This is a genomic window from Pseudomonas sp. R4-34-07 (assembly GCF_003852375.1).
In the GTDB taxonomy this organism is placed as follows: Bacteria; Pseudomonadota; Gammaproteobacteria; order Pseudomonadales; family Pseudomonadaceae; genus Aquipseudomonas.
Genome location: NZ_CP027760.1, coordinates 3,521,885 through 3,539,898 on the forward strand (window position 1 = coordinate 3,521,885; position 18,014 = coordinate 3,539,898).

At 53.5% G+C, this 18,014-nt stretch carries 19 protein-coding genes, 1 tRNA gene and 4 pseudogenes; 12 read left to right on the forward strand and 12 right to left on the reverse strand.

Annotated elements, in window-relative coordinates:
* Positions 1 to 19 precede the first annotated feature (19 nt).
* Both C4J85_RS16145 and C4J85_RS16150 read right to left on the reverse strand, forming a co-directional pair.
* A complete protein-coding gene (locus C4J85_RS16145; RefSeq protein ID WP_124407530.1) occupies positions 20 to 301 on the reverse strand; it encodes a hypothetical protein in 282 nt (93 codons plus the stop codon).
* Positions 302 to 424: 123 nt separating this feature from the next.
* A complete protein-coding gene (locus C4J85_RS16150) occupies positions 425 to 1,165 on the reverse strand; it encodes a hypothetical protein (protein WP_124410205.1) in 741 nt (246 codons plus the stop codon).
* 215 nt (positions 1,166 to 1,380) lie between these two features.
* On the opposite strand from C4J85_RS16150, the gene C4J85_RS27730 reads away from it, so the two are divergent.
* Positions 1,381 to 1,515, forward strand: a complete 135-nt coding sequence (locus C4J85_RS27730) for a hypothetical protein (protein ID WP_256657416.1) — start codon at positions 1,381 to 1,383, stop codon at positions 1,513 to 1,515.
* 8 nt (positions 1,516 to 1,523) lie between these two features.
* Here C4J85_RS27730 and C4J85_RS16155 read toward each other — a convergent pair whose 3' ends face one another.
* Positions 1,524 to 2,444 (reverse strand): LysR family transcriptional regulator, encoded by a 921-nt coding sequence (locus C4J85_RS16155; RefSeq protein WP_124410206.1) that lies wholly within the window; start codon positions 2,442 to 2,444, stop codon positions 1,524 to 1,526.
* Positions 2,445 to 2,528: 84 nt separating this feature from the next.
* Here C4J85_RS16155 and C4J85_RS16160 point away from each other — a divergent pair, with 84 nt between their 5' ends.
* The 7 genes and pseudogenes from C4J85_RS16160 (at position 2,529) to C4J85_RS27740 (ending at position 9,660) form a co-directional block, all read left to right on the forward strand.
* Entirely contained in the window at positions 2,529 to 3,332 is an 804-nt protein-coding gene (locus C4J85_RS16160) for an NAD(P)H-dependent oxidoreductase (protein ID WP_124367372.1), read from the forward strand.
* Between the two features lie 795 nt (positions 3,333 to 4,127).
* The gene (locus C4J85_RS16170; protein ID WP_124410207.1) at positions 4,128 to 5,843 is read left to right on the forward strand and encodes a carbamoyltransferase N-terminal domain-containing protein; all 1,716 of its coding nucleotides are present in this window, start codon (positions 4,128 to 4,130) and stop codon (positions 5,841 to 5,843) included.
* Positions 5,844 to 5,918: 75 nt separating this feature from the next.
* Positions 5,919 to 7,094 (forward strand): MFS transporter, encoded by a 1,176-nt coding sequence (locus tag C4J85_RS16175; RefSeq protein WP_124410208.1) that lies wholly within the window; start codon positions 5,919 to 5,921, stop codon positions 7,092 to 7,094.
* Positions 7,060 to 7,767, forward strand: a complete 708-nt coding sequence (locus C4J85_RS16180; RefSeq protein WP_256657783.1) for an HAD family phosphatase — start codon at positions 7,060 to 7,062, stop codon at positions 7,765 to 7,767. Before C4J85_RS16175 ends, C4J85_RS16180 begins: the two co-directional genes overlap by 35 nt.
* The gene (locus C4J85_RS16185) at positions 7,767 to 8,396 is read left to right on the forward strand and encodes a YdcF family protein (protein ID WP_124367376.1); all 630 of its coding nucleotides are present in this window, start codon (positions 7,767 to 7,769) and stop codon (positions 8,394 to 8,396) included. Before C4J85_RS16180 ends, C4J85_RS16185 begins: the two co-directional genes overlap by 1 nt.
* A 397-nt stretch (positions 8,397 to 8,793) precedes the next feature.
* Positions 8,794 to 9,262, forward strand: a pseudogene (locus C4J85_RS16195) (hypothetical protein).
* Between the two features lie 69 nt (positions 9,263 to 9,331).
* Positions 9,332 to 9,660: pseudogene (locus tag C4J85_RS27740) on the forward strand (hypothetical protein).
* Positions 9,661 to 9,810: 150 nt separating this feature from the next.
* Here the strand turns inward: C4J85_RS27740 and C4J85_RS16205 are convergent.
* On the reverse strand, positions 9,811 to 10,407 hold the full coding sequence (locus C4J85_RS16205; RefSeq protein WP_124410209.1) for a DUF6338 family protein: 597 nt from the start codon (positions 10,405 to 10,407) through the stop codon (positions 9,811 to 9,813).
* A gap of 116 nt (positions 10,408 to 10,523) precedes the next feature.
* Here C4J85_RS16205 and C4J85_RS27745 point away from each other — a divergent pair, with 116 nt between their 5' ends.
* Both C4J85_RS27745 and C4J85_RS27750 read left to right on the forward strand, forming a co-directional pair.
* Entirely contained in the window at positions 10,524 to 10,814 is a 291-nt protein-coding gene (locus tag C4J85_RS27745; RefSeq protein WP_256657784.1) for a hypothetical protein, read from the forward strand.
* On the forward strand, positions 10,801 to 11,154 hold the full coding sequence (locus C4J85_RS27750; RefSeq protein WP_256657785.1) for a hypothetical protein: 354 nt from the start codon (positions 10,801 to 10,803) through the stop codon (positions 11,152 to 11,154). Before C4J85_RS27745 ends, C4J85_RS27750 begins: the two co-directional genes overlap by 14 nt.
* A 397-nt stretch (positions 11,155 to 11,551) precedes the next feature.
* Here the strand turns inward: C4J85_RS27750 and C4J85_RS28050 are convergent.
* The 3 genes and pseudogenes from C4J85_RS28050 to C4J85_RS28055 all read right to left on the reverse strand — a co-directional run.
* Positions 11,552 to 11,830, reverse strand: a pseudogene (locus C4J85_RS28050) (putative phage abortive infection protein); the annotation flags it as partial.
* 580 nt (positions 11,831 to 12,410) lie between these two features.
* Positions 12,411 to 13,145, reverse strand: a complete 735-nt coding sequence (locus C4J85_RS27575) for a hypothetical protein (RefSeq protein ID WP_177413567.1) — start codon at positions 13,143 to 13,145, stop codon at positions 12,411 to 12,413.
* An 864-nt stretch (positions 13,146 to 14,009) separates the two neighbouring features.
* Positions 14,010 to 14,249: a hypothetical protein gene (locus C4J85_RS28055; RefSeq protein WP_164487848.1), complete on the reverse strand. Its 240-nt coding sequence runs from the start codon at positions 14,247 to 14,249 to the stop codon at positions 14,010 to 14,012.
* Here C4J85_RS28055 and C4J85_RS27755 point away from each other — a divergent pair.
* Positions 14,166 to 14,336, forward strand: a pseudogene (locus C4J85_RS27755) (integrase); the annotation flags it as partial. The gene C4J85_RS28055 and the pseudogene C4J85_RS27755 sit on opposite strands and share 84 nt — an antisense overlap.
* 248 nt (positions 14,337 to 14,584) lie before the next feature.
* On the opposite strand, the gene C4J85_RS16235 reads toward C4J85_RS27755, so the two are convergent.
* Positions 14,585 to 14,675 (reverse strand) — tRNA-Ser (locus tag C4J85_RS16235).
* Between the two features lie 152 nt (positions 14,676 to 14,827).
* Here C4J85_RS16235 and C4J85_RS16240 point away from each other — a divergent pair.
* Entirely contained in the window at positions 14,828 to 15,499 is a 672-nt protein-coding gene (locus C4J85_RS16240) for a Bax inhibitor-1/YccA family protein (protein ID WP_124410210.1), read from the forward strand.
* 71 nt (positions 15,500 to 15,570) lie between these two features.
* Here C4J85_RS16240 and murB read toward each other — a convergent pair whose 3' ends face one another.
* From murB to C4J85_RS16260, 4 genes are read right to left on the reverse strand one after another with little or no spacing between them, the layout of a single operon-like run.
* Complete coding sequence (gene murB, locus C4J85_RS16245; protein WP_124410211.1) at positions 15,571 to 16,590, reverse strand: UDP-N-acetylmuramate dehydrogenase; 1,020 nt, start codon at positions 16,588 to 16,590, stop codon at positions 15,571 to 15,573.
* Complete coding sequence (locus C4J85_RS16250; RefSeq protein WP_124410212.1) at positions 16,587 to 17,051, reverse strand: low molecular weight protein-tyrosine-phosphatase; 465 nt, start codon at positions 17,049 to 17,051, stop codon at positions 16,587 to 16,589. Before C4J85_RS16250 ends, murB begins: the two co-directional genes overlap by 4 nt.
* Positions 17,051 to 17,815 carry a 3-deoxy-manno-octulosonate cytidylyltransferase gene (gene kdsB / locus C4J85_RS16255; RefSeq protein ID WP_124367381.1) on the reverse strand — a complete coding sequence of 255 codons (765 nt, stop codon included), beginning with the start codon at positions 17,813 to 17,815 and terminating at the stop codon, positions 17,051 to 17,053. Before kdsB ends, C4J85_RS16250 begins: the two co-directional genes overlap by 1 nt.
* Positions 17,812 to 17,997 carry a Trm112 family protein gene (locus tag C4J85_RS16260; RefSeq protein WP_003174668.1) on the reverse strand — a complete coding sequence of 62 codons (186 nt, stop codon included), beginning with the start codon at positions 17,995 to 17,997 and terminating at the stop codon, positions 17,812 to 17,814. Before C4J85_RS16260 ends, kdsB begins: the two co-directional genes overlap by 4 nt.
* Between the last annotated feature and the right edge of the window lie 17 nt (positions 17,998 to 18,014).

Genomic DNA, 18,014 nt, shown 5'->3' on the forward strand with positions numbered 1-18,014 from the left:
GACGCCCACACCCGTCAGGTCACGTGCGCTCCTGATTGCCCGGCAACTCCAGCGTCTGCATCAAGTCGTCAGCATCCGAGCCGATGGGGAATCTGAAACCATACATTTCATCGGTGGCCAGGATCTCGGCAAGCGTGTCGCGCAGCTGCACCTCCGTAGGCGAGCCGCGCAGCAGTTTGTGCGCGGGTAACAACACTTCCGAAGCGACTCCTTGAGCGCTTGCGGCGTCGATCACAGCAAACAGGATAAATCGCAGGCGGATTTCGCGATCAGTAGGCCAAACCGTTTTTCGCTTACCCAAGGTAGGCACTCATGTTTAAGAAAAGTCCGAGGCTAGGGCTGACCGGGGCGTGGTTCAAGCGGTCCAGGGCATGAAAGGCAGTTTCCTACAGAGGAAAGGGAAACACCGCACCCATTGGCCCTGTCACTGCACAGGCAGGAAATTCATCAGCAACAGACTTTGCGCATAATTGAGGCCGATGCGTCGGTAGCGCTCATCAAGTATCTGGGTCAGCAGATCCAAGCGCGCGACGATCTTGCCGAATTCGACGGCGAAACTGAGGTTGCTGCCCTCCTCCGATATTTCATTGGAAAACAGCAGCAACACGCCATTGGCGTCCTGGCGCTGGCCGAGCAACCAGGTGGCTTTCTCGATATTCCGTGCGGCGTTGCTGACAAACTGCGGATTGATCGAGTCGGTCACATAAAATTGCGTGCGCCCACCGTGTGCGGTCACCAGCATGCTGCCGATCGCGTAGATGAACGCCCCCACCCGATCACCCCGAAACTCCGGGCTCAGGGAGTAACTCAAGGCCGCCAGATCACGACGTTCCCCCAGCGCAGGCAATGGCTGACGCTTTTCGATAGCCTGGCGAATAGTGCGCGCAGCAGTTACCGCATCCGGATAACCGGACTGGCGCCACTGGCTGGGGTTGCGCAGGTAAAGCTTGCTCATCAGCAGATAAAGGCTTTGCAGGTTGTCGCGCATGCCCAGGGTGGCCATGCGATCAACGCTGGTTTGAAAAAACTCATCGGGCTTGCCATCGCTGAACTGCCTGGCAATGTCGCGCCCCTGTTGCTGGCTGCAACCGACGGCACACAGCGCCAGTATCGCAACCAGCCACCGCGGCCATCGGGTGATAAAAACAGTTAGCGTTCGATGCATCGGTACCGGGTCTGTGGCTGTTGGCCACCCGCAGGATATGGGTGGCTGGGACAGAGGTAGATCAGGAGAATGGAAAAAAGTGCAGCCCTGGGGGCCAGATAAGCATCGGACTACAGGCCCGGCCTTCAACTATTAAGCGTGTAGAAAATTTGAATTAGCGAGTTGCCCCCTCGGTCAAGAATTATGAACGCAGTAAATCTGACGAGGTAACCGCAATGACTATCCAGGCAGAGACACTCGTAGAACTGACCGAAGCGCTGAAAAAGCGCGGCCTGAATCTGGTTTCAGATGTGCACTTCACCCGCGCGCCCTATCGGCATAATCACCGCTGGATCTGCACGGTCGAGTAACGACCCCATCAAACCTCGGGGTCGGGAGCCGCTTGCAACGTCGCGGCAATCAGATCGCGCAGCCACCGATGGGCGGGATCGCGGTGCAGCCGCTCGGGCCATAACATGAGCATTTCAAAACCCGGAATGGCCAGTGGAGGTGCCTGCACGTGCAGCGCCGGCTCATCCCGCACCAGCCTTTCCGGCACCACCGCCACCAGGTCGCTGTGCACCAGTGCCGAGACGAGCGAGTTGAAATTGGACACTGACAATACGACGCGTCGCTCCAGCCCTTTAGCCGCCAGCGCCTGGTCGGTACTCCCAACGAACCCGCCGCCATTGGGTGACATAACGGCGTGTTCAAGGCCGCAAAACGCTTTGAGCGATAGCTTGGCTGTCAACGCAGGATGGCCGCGCCGCCCGGCCAGCACATAGCGTTCGTGAACCAGAGACCGCTGGCGCAGTTTTGGCGGCGCATCATCGCGCGTGTGCAAGGCCAGATCGAGCTGACCGCTTTCCAGATCGTTAGCGAGGCTGACGGGATGTTTGTTCAGCAATGCCAAGCGGGTATTCGGAGCCAGGCGCCTGAGCAGGGCCAGTGACGGCCAGACCAAAGCCGTCGCGGCGTAATCACTGGCCGCCACCTTCCACGTCTGATCAGACAGCGCGGGCTCAAACGTGCCGCCAGGACTCAGCGCGCCTTCCAACGCGACCAACGCGTCACGCAGCGGCCCGCGCAATTCACGGGCACGCTCGGTAGGCGACATTCCTCGGGGGCCGGGCAGCAACAATGGATCGTCGAGAAGTTCTCGCAGCCGACCCAATTGCAGGCTGACGGTCGGTTGCGCGAGATTGAGCAAGCGCGCCGCCCGTGTCACGTTTTGCTCAGACAACAACGCATCCAACGTGACCAGCAAATTGAGATCCAGACGTCGCAAGGTATTGTGCATGTAAATACCATATGTTTCGGAAATTCATTTCTATCATACCGCGTGGGTCGCTACGGTGAGGTATACATCCACTCGGAGCCCACTATGAAGCTGCTACTGATCTACGCCCATCCTGAACCTCGCTCGCTCAATGGCGCTCTCAGGGATTTCGCGATCGCCCACCTGGAAGCCGCAGGCCATGAGGTCAAGGTCTCCGATCTATACGCCATGCGTTGGAAAGCGCCCATCGATACGGACGACGCCCCCGGCTATGACGACGCAACCCCCTTCAATCCGGCCATGGAATCGCAACGTGTATTTGCCGCCGGCACCCAACCGGCAGACATCGAGCAAGAGCAGGCCAAACTGCGATGGGCGGACGCCGTGATCTTTCAATTTCCACTATGGTGGTTCTCGATGCCGGCGATCCTCAAGGGCTGGGTCGAACGCGTCTACGCCTACGGATTTGCCTACGGTGTCGGCGAACACAGCGAAAGCCACTGGGGCGACCGCTACGGCGAAGGCAGCATGACTGGAAAGCGCGCGATGCTGGTGGTCAGCATGGGCGGTTGGGAGTCCCACTACAGTGGTCGAGGGGTGAACGGTGCGCTGGATGACCTGCTATTCCCTATCCAGCATGGGGTGCTCTTCTATCCTGGGTTCACCGTTGTGCCGCCCTTCCCCATCTATAAAACCAGCAAGATGGACGCGGCGCGGTTCGAACAGCTATGCACGGCCTATGCTGCTCGGTTGGGCAACCTATTCACTGATCAGCCGTTGCCATTTCGTCGCCAGAATGCCGGTGACTATGACATTCCGGCATTGACACTCAAACCCCATCTTGCGCCCGGCCGTCAGGATTTGGGCATTCATATCGATATCGATGGGGGCGTCACGTCAGGAGACTAGCGTCTTTCAGGCCTACCCCGGTCCGCCCATACACTGCGCAGTACTGCAGAGTAATGCTCCGGCGTGTTTGACAAGGCTTCGCCACTCATCACTCGAGATGAGGTCGGCTCGCTCCATGGCGTCAGCCCGCCGCAGCAATTCGAAGTATTTAACTTCTGCATCCATTCGATTTCCGCCCAGTGCGGAAAGCTCGCGCCATGCTGTCAGGGTCAGTCTTCGCTGCGCCTCTCTCATGGGAGCCTCTATCTCGATTGCTGGTGAATTCAGCATAGTCGCGGTGGCGAGTCTCAGATCTGGCTTTAGACCAATGGAGCCGCTAAACAGGCGGTGGAGGTCGTGCCCGACGGCAACTACCTTCGAAGCGGTAGGTAGGTCGCCTCATGGCTTTGCACAGCGAAAAGCAAGACTTGAATGAGGTTGGTAATAACGTACGTGGTGCTCTTTTTCCTAATAGGTGAAAACGCTGGGCACATCAAGCAGGGCTTGGCGGGATTGAGTCCGAGCGTCTCGCGTTGGCAAAGCTCATATTCAGTATGTACAGCTACAAGAATTTAACTGCGCTCTCGGACAATAAATACTTATAAGCAAAATCCATGAAAAATTTTTCTTTACGAAAAATCTTCATGTGGGTGTCACAATCCACTGCTACGCTGTTTGTGTCAGAGGGCAGGATCGCCCACTTGGGAGCTATTAAACGGCCCACTGGACGCCAGGGAATATTCTGAGGACAGAATTATGGGCGGTACTGATGCAGTGATCTCTGATAATCACTGAACTGCAAAACATGGAGTTGTTATGATAGTTTTAGGAATTACTAACAATGATTTATCAGGTGCTTGCTTGGTCCGCGACGACCGAATCCTCTCGGCGGTGAGTGAAGAACGTTTTACCCGCATCAAAGATGACAAAGTCTGGCCTGCGCAATCTATTTCATTTGTACTAGGTGAGGCGGGTGTAAGTTTAGAGGACGTAGACTATGTGGCCTATGGCTGGAACGCAGGCTTCACAGCTGAAAAGCACTTACCTTTATATTTCGATCGCATTGTAGATGAAGTTAAGAACAACCCTAATGGGCTACCTCTTTTTCGAAAACGTATTACTGACGAAATCACCAACGACAAAGAAAAAAGAGCTGAGTTCGATAAGTTTATCGCAGATAATGCGCTGTCCGCATACTACATAGACCACCATGAATGTCACGCTCTGGGTGCTTATGTATGCTCCCCCTTTGATGAAGCTTTAACCTTAACATGTGATGGGCGAGGTGATTTTCAATCACTGACGCTAACACATTACACACCCAACGAAACCACGGTATTACAGCGTGAAACAAGCGTTGATAGCTTGGGGTACTTCTACGGACGCATCACCCATCTGCTAGGTTACAAACCTAATCGTCATGAAGGCAAGATCACAGGCTTAGCTGCATTCGGCGATCCTGAGAAATTGCTTGGCGTAATGCAACAAATGATTAATGTTGAGGACGGGCGAATTAGAGCCAAATGCGGAGATCTTTTCCTGCCTTCATATACTGGTTATAGCGATATATTACAACGTTTACTGGCCAAGGAAAAACCGGAAGATATCGCAGCCGCCGTTCAACGCCATGTCGAAGACATGCTAGTTAAAGTCGTAACTTACCATCTAGAAAAGATAGGGAGTAGTAACCTTTGCTTGGCGGGTGGTGTATTTGGCAACGTGAAGCTTAACCAGCGGTTACGAGAAATCCCTGACGTGCGTAACGTTTATGTGCTGCCATGCATGGGAGACGGCGGCCTGGCATTGGCTGCTGCAGTGGGGGCTGCTTACTTAGAAAAGGGTACACGATTCAAAAACCCGGCGATGACGCTGGGCCCAGCGGCACGGAGCGTTTCACAAAACATAAACCTGATAAATCGTGACTACCCTGAATTGGGTTATCACAATCCGACTAATATCATTGAAACGCTCGTAGATGCTTTAATGGAAAACCAAGTTCTAGGAATGTTCAAAGGAAAAATGGAATTTGGCCCGAGGTCGTTATGCAACAGGAGTATCGTTTACCATGCCAAAGATGCTGACGTGAACGACTGGCTCAACAAACGGATGCACCGAACTGAGTTTATGCCGTTTGGCCCAGTGACAGCTGTCGAGCAGGCCGCCGAGTGCTATATTGACTGGTCCGAAGAGCATATTGCCGCTGATACCATGACGATGACATATGATTGCCATCCGCAGTTTATCGAGGCCAGCCCTGCTGTCGTGCATATTGACGGTACTGCTAGACCGCAGGTAATTCGTCCTGAAGTGGATGGTTTTATGCACAAGCTTCTAAATGCCTGGCACTCCCGAACAGGGCAATCTGCTTTGATAAATACTTCCTTCAATCGTCATGAAGAGCCGATTGTATGCTCTTCACAAGATGCCTTGGCTGCCCTTAAAGACGGCATGGTCGATTTGGTGGTTATGAGCGAGTCGTTAATCATATGGCGTAAAAACAAGAACAGTTTCGCATTACAGCGCTTTGAGTAAAACCGATGCGCTTAGGGGCTTCCTGAAGCCCCTTTTTTTCAAGATTGGTGTTCGACTGTTTTATTTGGTGACACGATGTACATGATATTTTTTGGTTTTTTTGCAGCCGAGGGCATTATTTATCCATTTTGGCCAACTTGGCTAGCTACTTTAGGATTTGGCGCCAGTCAGATAGGTTTGCTGATCGCGGCAGCTTATTGGCCTCAAATTGTAACAGGGGTGTTAATTACTTACGTCGCGGACTGGCGCGTAGATCAAATTTACTTGGCCGCGCTATTAAGTTTTTCAGCAGCCATTAGTACTCTGCTGTTTTATTTTCTACCTCCCTCTCTATTCACTTTTATCGCGCTGAGCATTTCGTTTGGCGGACTATGGATGGTCGTGCTGCCTCTGTCCGAGTCGTATCTGCTCAAACGAGACAAACAGTCCATTCAAAATTACGGCTGGGTAAGAGCGGCTGGCTCTTCAGCCTTTATTCTAACGTCGACACTTGGTGGTATTTTTTTTACTGTTTATGGACTTTCCTGGGTGCCTGTCATCGTTGCCGCAAGCATGATTTTTACAGCGCTAAGTTGCTTATGGTTGAGATATCGAATTCCAAATATAAACATCTCTGGCAATACTCAGATCGTTAAAAAACCAGATTGGAGACGGCTATTCGAAAACAAAATACTGCTACTTGCAATCGCCTCTGCCAGTATAATTCAATTAAGCCACACACTATACTTTGCCACAGCCTCAATAAATTGGGGAATCAAAGGCTACTCATCAACTACAATTGGATTATTTTGGTCAGTCGCTGTAATTGCTGAAATCACATACTTTGCGTTCTCAAATAAAATTTTAAACTTTTTCTCTCCGCTATCCATTGTAGTTCTGTCCAGTTTATGTGCATCGCTTCGCTGGGCGTTTTTCTCTAATAGCGATGCCCTATCACTAATCATTATAGGGCAATGCATGCACGCGCTGAGTTTTGCTGCTTATCACACGGCGATTATGCGCTTTATCCGAGATCACGCTCCGCAAGACATACAGACTTTAACGCAGGGATTCTATTATTCTTTCGCAGTAGCAATACCGATGGGGGTGGCCACGCCTTTTTCCGGCTATCTTTACGAGATAATACCCAATGGCTCTTTTTATGTAATGGCCATTATAGCCTTAATCGGCGCGCTGCTAGCTTTAATCGCTCATCAAAAAATGCGGAACTCTAAACATGATGACACACACGTTTACAGCGGTCTGTTTTGATATGGACGGCGTTCTTATTCAGTCACGGCAAGTTATTGAACATGCCTGGACGAGCGTGGCACGGGAATACGGAGTTGAAATCAGCCAAGATTTTATCCATGAACACATCCATGGCCGACCAGGGGAGTATACGCTTCACGCACTCTTCCCTAACTTCAATCAGCCCACCCGCAGCATTATCAAAAAACAAGTAGATGCTGCTGAAGAGGTAGCCGCCTGTTTGTTGGTACCTGGGGTGAGAGAGCTAATTTCTCAATTGCGGGAATGCTCAGTTCCGTTGGCTTTGGTGACTAGTAGTTGGCCCGCTCGTATCGCCTACGTGCTCGAACAACATGGCTTGGAAACTAGCTTTGACTGTAGAGTCTCACGCGAGGATGTCAGCAATGGAAAGCCCGCTCCTGATTGTTATCAGCTAGCGGCTCGAAAACTAAACACCCCCATAAATGAGTGCCTTGTCTTCGAAGACTCTGTAAGCGGTGTGCAGTCAGCAGTCAGCAGCGGCGCATGGTGTATCGGTATCGGCAGTGACGTTTCGCTAAGCAATTACGGCGCTAAGGCTGTGTATACCGACTTTAACACACTGCCAACAATCGAACGTTTGACACCAACCTCTCTTTTTAATGAAAAATTCTTGATTCTCGGCAACCATAGCTCTAGGAGATTACCTTCTTAATGACATCAACACTAAAGTACGCCGCTATTCTTTGGGAGTTCTTATCTGAAGGACGTCAGCATGAGAACTGTGATTTGTTAGTAGTCTGTGGATCGTACGATCTTCGTGTCTGCGATTACGCTTGCGAATTGCTTCGCAAGGGAGTAGCTGGACATTTATTGTTCACAGGCAATACCGGCAACTGGACTAGACATTTATGGGATAAGACTGAAGCCGAAATTTTTGCTCAGCGCGCGCTAGATCTCGGAGTTTTACATGAGCAATTCAGCTTGGAAAAACGAGCCACTAACTTTGCTGAAAATATTGCCTTTACCAAAGAAATGTTTCCACAAATAAAGAGCGCTACTTTTCTTACCAAGCCAAACTCAATCCGCCGAGTAAGGTTGACTTTACCTATCCAGTGGGCGGGCCTTGACGCTTGGGTTGATGCGCCGAGGTATTGTTTCCCTGAGCAAACTTCCAACCAGGTGGGGGTGCTCGGATTAATCGATGAAATGGTGGGGGATATACAGCGTATTATGCTGTATCCAAAAAAGGGATTTCAGATCGAAGAAGAATTACCGGAAAAAGTCCTAGCGGCCTGGAAGTACTTAATTGAGCAGGGATTTAAAAACCACCTTATTGGTTAGTATGACACGGCAGTTTCTGGACGGGCGGCGGGCGTTGGGCATGATGCGTTGAAGTTGTTGCTCGGTGATGGGCATGGTGCCTCCTAAGTTCATCGTTGCGAGTCGCGCTCACCACTCATCCAAATACCTGCTGATCAACGAGTATGGGGTGAGGATGGCCAAGGGCATGTTGCGCTTACGCCGGGAAGGCAAAGTAGCAGGCACAGCAGCGTGTATCCGAGCAGATTGCCCAGCATCTGGCCGCCGGCGGCAAAAATACAGCACTTGAAGAGCCCTCCGACAATCCAAGGCCGCCTCCGCGATCAGAAGAAATAGATCCTGAAACGGTCCTCAAGCGTAAGCCCAAGGGCCTGACGGCAGCGAACCGCAAGGCCCTACAGCTGATGGCGAACTCGCTATGAGCAAGCGCAAACCGCGCAACCTCAAGGCCCGCATTGAACGCTCGTGCCGCGCCCTCCTCGCCACCAATCACGTTGCGTTGGTGTACATCGACCCGAGCGGCAGCCAGGGCATGGTCAATTACAAGTCGCTGAAGAACATCGCCCCGGGAAAGATCGGCCAGGCCGTCTGCGGAATTCCTCACCGGTGGACGATCTACCTCAGCGCCCTGTGTATCGACGCCCGCGGCGACCGCTACAGCAAGTCGGTGGAGGTGGCGCCCGATGGCGTCTACCTCTCCGACCACCTGGAGGACGTGATCGAGCATTGCTACAAAAAGCTCCGCGACGAGGCAAACCAAAGCCAGATGGTGGCCGGATTGGAACGCCATTCCGGAAGCGATATCGCTGGACGAGGCGCACGCCACGCGGATCTTTGAAACGGTCGGCGCCTGGAACCAGATGAAGGTCTACTCATGCGCCGCATAGCCCGCACCCAGCAACGGGAACGTCAAACCTGGCTCGCACTGCCGGCCAGCGGAATAGAAGAGGTAGGCCATGGCCACGTCAGTGCAGGAACGTTCGGCAAAGGCTGCCAGGAAGCGATTGGCACTTGCCGAAGAGGAATTGAGGCAGGGTTCGCCCCGGCACCCGCCAGGCCCTGGCTGACCTGATAGAATGGTCTGGCATTACTGAGCAGGGCGAGGCGATGACGCTGATGATTCATCACCTGCATGCGATATGCGATGGGTTCCGCCAAGTGCTAGCCGTTACTGAGTCCGCCGCGCCACGAAATCGAGATATCGCAAAACGTGGTGCGGGAATTTCGCAATAAAAGCCTGCTCGCCATTCGGAAAGACCCGGGCGATGAGATTATCGAGCCCTAGCCTAGCGTCGGTTAGGTGCGGGCGGCGCTGCCGGTGCTGGCGGACGAACGCTCGTAGGGCTAGGAGGATTCGCATTATTTTGCTGGCGATCGGTTCCAGGCCTTACAACGTGCACTGGCATTGGTGTTGGGGCTTTGCTTGTCATAGGTATCACCAAGTTTTAGGAGTGAATTCAACCCAAAGAACATTTGAAGCATCTACTACCAATAATTCTGCGGCAAGTGGAAATTCTTTACCTTGGTCGTCGAGCCAGGATGGCGCCTGGATTACAAATTGACCATGCTTCGGTTCCGAAGGCCACTCTAAAGGCCACCCGTACAGGCGTCGCTCATCTATCAAGTGAAGTACAACGAAACGCTTGTGTTTCGCGAAAGCACTAAACCACTCAGTAGGATAAGACGTCTGCTTAGTGATGTGCTTATCTCTCAACCAAACGTGAAGCTTATCGTTATTTGCGAAGTAGCATGCGAGCAGCCCAAGCGTGACGGACACGATGAATGACCAGGATGCCTCGGCTTTAAGGCCCCAGTCTCCAAAAGTCCACCACTTTTCTCCAAACCAAAATAATCCTGCCTTGATCAATATCACGGCCCCATGAATTACAAATGTAAAAATCAGAGCCTGGACTATCTGACCAAATGTGTCAGGACGCCTGAAAGCTGTCAGCGAATAGAAGATCCAAGCGGTGAGAAATCCCGGGATCAGATACTGCAGCAGCGGAATTACTTCTTTAACCAGATCATCCATTCAAGATTTACGTCCATCTTTTCGCTCGGCGATGCGCCGGTCACCCGTAATACCCCAACCCTCACCAAATTGCCACCACCGATAACCGGAGGGCGGCGCCTGACTGGAGATAATCCATGAGCAAGCCAAAAGTCGATCCGGCATCGCGCAAGGTGCTGGCCTACTCCGTAGAGACGAATGACCCCGAAGAATTCAACGTCCAGTTCGCCACCTCGAACGCTGCAGCTCGACGCCAGGGTGCGGTCGAGATTGGCACAGACCTCGGCGTAGTGTCCTGCCGGCGCGCGCATTGGGCCGACCAGTATGCTGGCCAGCGCTCTATCCCGGAGAAGGCCTACATCGACGCCAGCTGGTGGTTCGGCTGTAACCATTGCGGCGCCAGGCGCGACAGTGATGCGAGCTATTGAAGAGATCGAAGCCGATATTACACTGGACCTGGTATTCGACGGTCGCGTGGCCTACTGCTCTGCGGACTGCAAGTCAGAACACGAAGCCGAGGTCGCGGCACGCAATGTAAGATTCGAAGAGTTCAGGGTTCGGGTGTTGGCTGCCAAGCCTGGAGTCACCTTCACCGAGTTCACCGGCGGATACCCGTGGTGTGGTAACAAAGGGCTGTTCACTTTCCCCGGCGCCCAGTATGACGGCTCAGTTACTGACGCCGAGGAAAGCACGGAGCTGAAATGGTATATAGCCCAACGCGATAAAGCAGCCTGGGATTACTTCAGCGCTGAGCATGAAGTATTCTGATCCACCTTCATAAATTGCAATGACCCAGAAAGTCTAAGCTAGCGGTCTTCCGTCCAGACGGACTCAAAAGGAGAAAATGTCTCCTGGGTTCTGCGCCATTGGCAGGAACATATCTCGCACGTGTAGAACGAAATATCTTTGCCGATCATGCTTCGCTCTCCCGTTTTATAAAAACCGTTGGCATTGTACCTGCCATCAATGTTGTGCATTACTTCTTCACAGCACTCTTTGATAAACATCGTATTCCTCCTTGATCCGGGCCCATGCCGGTCACTCGTAATACCCCAATCAAATCAAAATTGCCACCACCGGTCACGGTGGAGCAATGCCTGATCCACATTGACGTAGCGGTCTGAAGATCGATATTTTCCGCCAGCCAATCATCATTCCCCCTCGGTTAGCATTCGAGATGTCTGCCTGTCGCGATCTCTTTCTTCATATTTGTCGCGTATAAGATCAATAACACTTTCATATCCATTTCTTCGAAATCTGCATACGCTAGATTGTTATAGAGCACTTTTACAGATTTATTTGAACCGATTGAGCGAGAATACAACGTCTTCAACATAGAGTATTTTTCAACATAAAACTTGAGGCCGCGCTCTTGCTCCGAGAGACCGTTGAGAAATAAGCATGCGATTTCACTACTGCTGAGCTGAGCTCTTAAAATGTTAGCATAATCCCTCTGAGCCCTCTATAGACGGATCGTCCGCCTCATCTCCATGCCCAAATGAGACTTGGATGAAGACGAAAACAATGTGCTCCCAAACCCATCCACATATTTCAATATTGATACAAATTCCTAAAATAATGGCCTACTGAGCCAACATGCTCATTTCGCTGGATCAGCCCCCGGCTTGCTCAATAAGCAGATCCCTGTTGTGTGACGTGAGAAGCGGTACCCGATCGTGAAGGCTCTTCATCAAACGCCGATTTTCTCGCTGGCGGTCGAGCTCCGCCCTTGCTCTATCAAGATCAAATACCCTGCCGTTCACTTCATCGAACAGAGAAGTAGAGATACGAAAGTGCCCGCAACCAGCCCAAAGATATCGATAGTCGCCTCCAAAGCCGGATAGGTCCTCGGCCGCCTCATTACAGATTAAACAGGCCATTTGCTCACCTCATTTTTGTTGGTCGCCAAACTGTAGCGAGTCCTCTCGCCCCCACTCCACCGCCCAGGCATGGCCCGGCAAGGAGTCCCCATGCCCGCCGCCTCAACGCGTCAACATCAAAGAGAGTATTAATCCCCATCAATCTTAAACAAACGCACCTTGTCTATGATTTATGATTACACTCCAACTGTGTCGCTGCCCGCCCTCCACTACCCCGAAATGAAATATCTTCTCCCTAAAATCCTCTAATCCATTCAAATAGGAAACCCTCAGTTCCCCACCACATATTGCGGCCCTGCCGTCAAACGGAACCTGAAATGGAAAACCTTTAGCTGAGTTAAGTATTGGCACATGGGACAAAATTACGTTGTTGTGGCGAACTTCTAAATTTGTTATTGAATGCCCACCATTATTCAGCGTGAACTCAAAGACAAACCGCGCATTGCTTTGGCTATGAAAACGACCTGAGAGCACAAATTTCGGTTCTATCGAGGATGCGAGGCGCCTGCTTTCCATTAAGGAGTTATCTTTAATCATTTGCAGTTGATCAGTAGATATACCAACTAGCTGCCTTTGTTGATCAACTGAATTTTTTAGCTCAGAAGCTTGGACAATGAGAGCTTCTGAACTTATACGTAATTCACGCCCCTGTTGTAAATAACCTAATATCAACCACAGAAAAGCAACCGGACCAAACACACCCGCCAACAAATCGCCCATTTCATTCAACTTCAGCGTCACTAATTCATCGAATTTCGCCCCCATTATCATAATGGCACCACCAATATAAGCGGCAGTTGCATGCGCCGCCCACCACTCTAGACTGCGGCTGCACCACCAATTTATTTGGCAAACCCAGTACGTCCGATAGCAATTCAATAGGTTCTTCCTTGTGAAAATCAACAAGTCACTTTAGCAAAAACTCACTCGTAAATCCTTATATTGTGAGGTCTCCACTTCAAAGTCACCCGCTATAGCGGCAAGTACGAACTCGCCCATGAAAACTTACAGCGCTTGTGACCATCGACGCATCAATCGTGGTCAAGGTTGAGGTAAAAGCGAAGAAGAAGCCAAAGAATTGGCTGCTGACATCGCCGAAGTGCTCAGCATCTGCCACCACTGCTCTAGAAACGTACAGGTCGGCGAAATTCTTGAGGCGGTCGAAGCAACGGAGGTTAAGCCATGATCGCCACCCTCTGGTTCGCCTACGTCGTCATCTACAAGGGGCCGAGGCCATGAGTAATTTTAATTGCAATTAGTCGGGAAACCGACAGTTAAACGCGTCGACCATCAAGGCTCATCTAACAAGGAGATCCTCATGAGAGCGTTCGCACAAGCAATTATCGCTGTCGCACTAGTGACCAACCGCAAATCCAGGAATCGTTTCCTCCGTGAATGCGACAGATGGTCCAACCGCCTATACAGGCTCGACTTGATCAGCCTTCAACAACGCCAAGAACTGCGGCGACAAATCGCAGCAGCATGCCTGGTGGCGTTGATGTAACACCAATCCCACGAAATGCCTGTCGGTGAGCGGCGGGCGAGGACGCTTTCGCCTATGAAAACGCGACCGGCAAAAGACCTTCTGGTTGATATTGAATCGGATTAAGGACGATAACCGATGGGAAAACCTCAGAGAGGCTACCCCTTTCCAGAGTTGCAAGAACCGGGAGTACGGAGCGAGGAACAGTCGAGGACGCGGCATGAGCGGTATGCACGGCGTGTATTGGGACGGGGAAGGAATCAATGGCACGTGCTCGGGGTATCGCTCTGCGTCTTGGGCGCCTTGCCTGGGATGATCTCCCGCTCGTACCGATCAAATACCAGGCCCAATAAGGCGTTCTTCTTCGGTACTGGCTTGCAATCCAGCTTTGCCCATTCAGCCTTGGCGATATCCAAGATAACCAGTTGAGCTTGAAGCAACTGCGCAAGGCGTTCGTTGGTGCACCCATCGACGCTGTTACACCACAGATCATTGCTCAATATCGGGACGGCCGGACCGCCAAGGTGCGGGCCAATCGCAAGATCTCTTTGTTGTCGCATATTTACAACATCGCGCGTGAATCCGGCCGAAAGCTGCCAGTGAGATCCTCAACCTTGGGGGTGCAAGCCGACTGCTGGGGCACACTGACAAGCGGATAACCGAGACGGTTTATCGACGTGTCGGGGAGATCGTGAAACCGACCTGGTGACCACAACTTGCACCGAGTTGCGGAAACAGCATGTAATGATGCGGAAATGATCAGCTGTGAGGCAGACAATTGCGCCTGACCCCAGAAACGCAAAAGCCCCGCAGTGCGGGGCTTTCGTGTGAATCTTGGCGGGAAACCAGGGATTCGAACCCTGGAGACGCTCTTAACGTCCGCCGGTTTTCAAGACCGGTGCATTCAACCACTCTGCCAATTTCCCTTGTGCGTTACAGGATCATAGTAGCTCATCCTGCGTCAGCGGGCGCAATAATACCCGAATGAAACACACTGTCAAACTCTCTGCATAGCTTGTTACAGAGCGTCTGTTATGATCTTTGCGACTGAACGTTTCAAAACTGAAGGAGAGTCGCCATGCGCGAACAGAATTACGCAGTGAATGGCAACGTGCAGGCTGAGCAGCTTGAAGTCAGCCGCGTCTTGCGCAATACGTACGGCCTGCTCGCCCTTACCCTCGCATTCAGCGGCGTGATGGCTTACGTGGCCCAGCAGATGCGCGTCGGTTATCCCAATATCTTTGTCGTGTTGATCGGCTTCTATGGTCTGTTCTTCCTGACCAACAAGCTGCGTGACTCGGCCTGGGGCCTAGTGTCGGCCTTTGCCCTGACCGGTTTCATGGGCTTTATCCTGGGCCCGATCCTTAACCGTTACCTCGGCATGGCCGGTGGCGCGGAAGTGGTCAGTTCGGCATTTGCCATGACCGCGTTGGTGTTTGGTGGCCTGTCGGCGTACGTGCTGATAAGCCGTAAGGACATGAGCTTCCTGGGCGGCTTCATCACCGCTGGCTTCTTCGTGTTGCTGGCGGCGGTGGTAGCCGGCATGTTCTTCCAGATCAGCGGCCTGCAACTGGCGATCAGCGCAGGTTTCGTGCTGTTTTCCTCGGTGTGCATCCTGTTCCAGACCAGCGCCATCATCCATGGTGGCGAGCGTAACTACATCATGGCGACCATCAGCCTGTATGTGTCGATCTACAACCTGTTTATCAGCCTGTTGCAGATCTTCGGCATCATGAGCCGTGACGACTGATTGTTAACGCTATAAAAAATGCCCCGTATCGCGAGATACGGGGCATTTTCATTTCCGGGGCCCAAGGACGATCAGTACTGGTTAGGTTCCATCTCTAGTTCCACTCCGAAGCGCTCGACAATATCCTGCTGGATACGCAGCGCCAGGTTGGCAATCTCACGCCCGGTGGCCGAGCCATAGTTCACCAGCACCAGGGCTTGCAATGCATGCACGCCAGCATCGCCCTCCCGAAAGCCCTTCCAACCCGCCTTGTCGATCAGCCAACCGGCGGCGAGCTTCGTTTGCCCGTCTGCTTGAGGGTAGGCCACCAAGTCCGGATACTGGCTTTTCAGCTCAGCAGCCAAGGCCTGCGGCACCAGCGGGTTCTTGAAGAAACTGCCGGCATTGCCAAGCTGCGCCGGGTCGGGCAATTTTTCGCGGCGAATGCTGCAAATCGCCCGGCTCACATCCGTCGGCGTGGCGTCGGTAATCCCCTGCCCGGCCAGACGTTGCTGCACCGGGCCGTAGTCGAGTTTCAGGTGACTGGCGCGGCTCAGGGCAAAGCGTACCCGCAGGATCAACCAACGGCCGACTTCATGCTTGAACAGGCTGTCGCGATAGGCAAACCGGCACTCCTGCAGGCTGAAATCCCGCAGTTCACCGGTCTGACGATCCAGCGCAGTGAGTCCGGCGAACACATCCTTGACCTCCACGCCGTAGGCACCGATGTTTTGCATTGGCGCCGCACCGACCGTGCCGGGGATCAGGCTGAGGTTTTCCAGGCCGCAGAAGCCCTGCTCCAGGGTCCATAACACAAAGGGGTGCCAGGCTTCGCCCGCTTCGGCTTCGACCACCACCTGCACGCCATCATCGTGCAGCACGCGAATGCCTTGGGTGGCCATACGCAACACCAGGGCAGGCACGTCCTGGGTCAGCAGCAGGTTGCTGCCGCCCCCGATCACCAGCAGCGGCACACTGTGCGCCTCGGCGTAGGCCAAGGCTTCCCGCACGTCGGCATCACTGCAGGCCTCGGCAAATAGCTGGGCGCGCACGTCGATGCCAAAGCTGTTGAACGGCTTGAGCGATACCTGCGCCAGTACTTGCAAGGTCATAACCGCCCCTTCAATTCGATCACCAATAAATCACAGGCGCGCTCGATCAGGTTCAGGACCCGCTCAAAACCTTGTTCGCCTTCATAATAAGGGTCTGGCACCTCGTCCACTTCACCGCCGAAGCGGCGCAGGAATATATCCAACTGCGCCTTACCCTGTGCAGGCTGCATGGCTTTGAGGTGGCGCAGGTTGCTGTGGTCCATGGCCAGGATCAGGTCATAGCGCGCAAAGTCGGCGCGGCAGACCTGCTGGGCACGTTGGGATGACAAGTCATAGCCCCGCGCCAGCGCCGCACGTTGGCTGCGCTGGTCCGGTGGGTTGCCGATATGCCATTGCCCAGTCCCCGCTGACGCCACCTCAACCTGGCCGGACAAACCTGCTTCGCGCAACTTATGGCGCAAAACGCCTTCGGCGGTAGGCGAACGGCAGATATTGCCCAGGCAGACAAACAGGACCTCCATCAAGCCCCCAGCAGGCGACGGACGCGCTCGAGGTCTTCCTGGGTATCGACGCCTGCAGGCGGCGCTTCCAGCGCATCGCCCACGTGGATGCGCACGCCGTGCCACAGGGCCCGCAGCTGCTCCAGGGACTCGGTGTTCTCCAACCAGCACGGGCCCCAGCTGACGAAGTCATGCAGGAAACCGGCGCGATAGGCATAAATGCCGATATGGCGGCGGTACGGCACGCCTTGCGGCAGTGCGTCGGGGTTGTTGGCGAAGGCATCCCGCGCCCAGGGCAGGATCGAGCGGCTGAATGTCAGGGCCAGGCCGTTGATATCGCTGACGACCTTCACCACGTTCGGGTTGAACAAGGTTTCGCTGTCTTCGATCGGTTCGGCCAGGGTGGCCATGCGCGCTTCGCCATGGGCCGCCAGATTGGCGGCGACCTGGTCGATGACGCTTGGCGGAATCAGCGGCTCGTCGCCTTGCACGTTCACCACGATGGCGTCCGGCGCCAGGCCCAGTTGCGTGGCCACTTCGGCCAGGCGGTCGGTGCCGGAATTATGGTCTTCGCGGGTCAGCACCGCCTCGGCGCCGAAACCTTCGCAGGCTTCGATGATGCGCGGATCATCGGTCGCCACCACCACCCGTTCAGCGCTGCTTTTACAGGCCTGTTCCCATACCAGCTGGATCATCGGCTTGGCACCGATCATTTGCAGCGGCTTGCCCGGCAGGCGGGTCGACGCATAGCGCGAGGGAATCACCACGGTAAAGGCGGTAGTCATTTATCCAGGCGCTCATCGGTCGTCAGGGTGCGGGCTTCGCTTTCCAGCATCACCGGAATGCCGTCGCGGATAGGGTAAGCCAGGCCGGCGCCTTTGCTGATCAGCTCGGTTTTGTCGGCGCTGAGCTTGAGCGGGCCTTTGCAGATCGGGCAAGCAAGGATGTCGAGCAGTTTGGTGTCCATGAGTAGTTCCTGGAAAT

Coding starts and splice junctions, on each gene's coding strand:
- C4J85_RS16170 (WP_124410207.1), top strand. CDS start 4,128: ATGATAGTTTTAGGAATTACTAACAATGATTTATCAGGTGCTTGCTTG.
- murB (WP_124410211.1), bottom strand. CDS start 16,590: ATGACCTTGCAAGTACTGGCGCAGGTATCGCTCAAGCCGTTCAACAGC.
- kdsB (WP_124367381.1), bottom strand. CDS start 17,815: ATGACTACCGCCTTTACCGTGGTGATTCCCTCGCGCTATGCGTCGACC.
- C4J85_RS16180 (WP_256657783.1), top strand. CDS start 7,060: ATGATGACACACACGTTTACAGCGGTCTGTTTTGATATGGACGGCGTT.
- C4J85_RS16260 (WP_003174668.1), bottom strand. CDS start 17,997: ATGGACACCAAACTGCTCGACATCCTTGCTTGCCCGATCTGCAAAGGC.
- C4J85_RS27745 (WP_256657784.1), top strand. CDS start 10,524: ATGAGCAAGCCAAAAGTCGATCCGGCATCGCGCAAGGTGCTGGCCTAC.
- C4J85_RS27750 (WP_256657785.1), top strand. CDS start 10,801: ATGCGAGCTATTGAAGAGATCGAAGCCGATATTACACTGGACCTGGTA.
- C4J85_RS16250 (WP_124410212.1), bottom strand. CDS start 17,051: ATGGAGGTCCTGTTTGTCTGCCTGGGCAATATCTGCCGTTCGCCTACC.
- C4J85_RS27730 (WP_256657416.1), top strand. CDS start 1,381: ATGACTATCCAGGCAGAGACACTCGTAGAACTGACCGAAGCGCTGAAA.
- C4J85_RS16240 (WP_124410210.1), top strand. CDS start 14,828: ATGCGCGAACAGAATTACGCAGTGAATGGCAACGTGCAGGCTGAGCAG.
- C4J85_RS16175 (WP_124410208.1), top strand. CDS start 5,919: ATGTACATGATATTTTTTGGTTTTTTTGCAGCCGAGGGCATTATTTAT.
- C4J85_RS16155 (WP_124410206.1), bottom strand. CDS start 2,444: ATGCACAATACCTTGCGACGTCTGGATCTCAATTTGCTGGTCACGTTG.
- C4J85_RS16160 (WP_124367372.1), top strand. CDS start 2,529: ATGAAGCTGCTACTGATCTACGCCCATCCTGAACCTCGCTCGCTCAAT.
- C4J85_RS16150 (WP_124410205.1), bottom strand. CDS start 1,165: ATGCATCGAACGCTAACTGTTTTTATCACCCGATGGCCGCGGTGGCTG.
- C4J85_RS16205 (WP_124410209.1), bottom strand. CDS start 10,407: ATGGATGATCTGGTTAAAGAAGTAATTCCGCTGCTGCAGTATCTGATC.
- C4J85_RS16185 (WP_124367376.1), top strand. CDS start 7,767: ATGACATCAACACTAAAGTACGCCGCTATTCTTTGGGAGTTCTTATCT.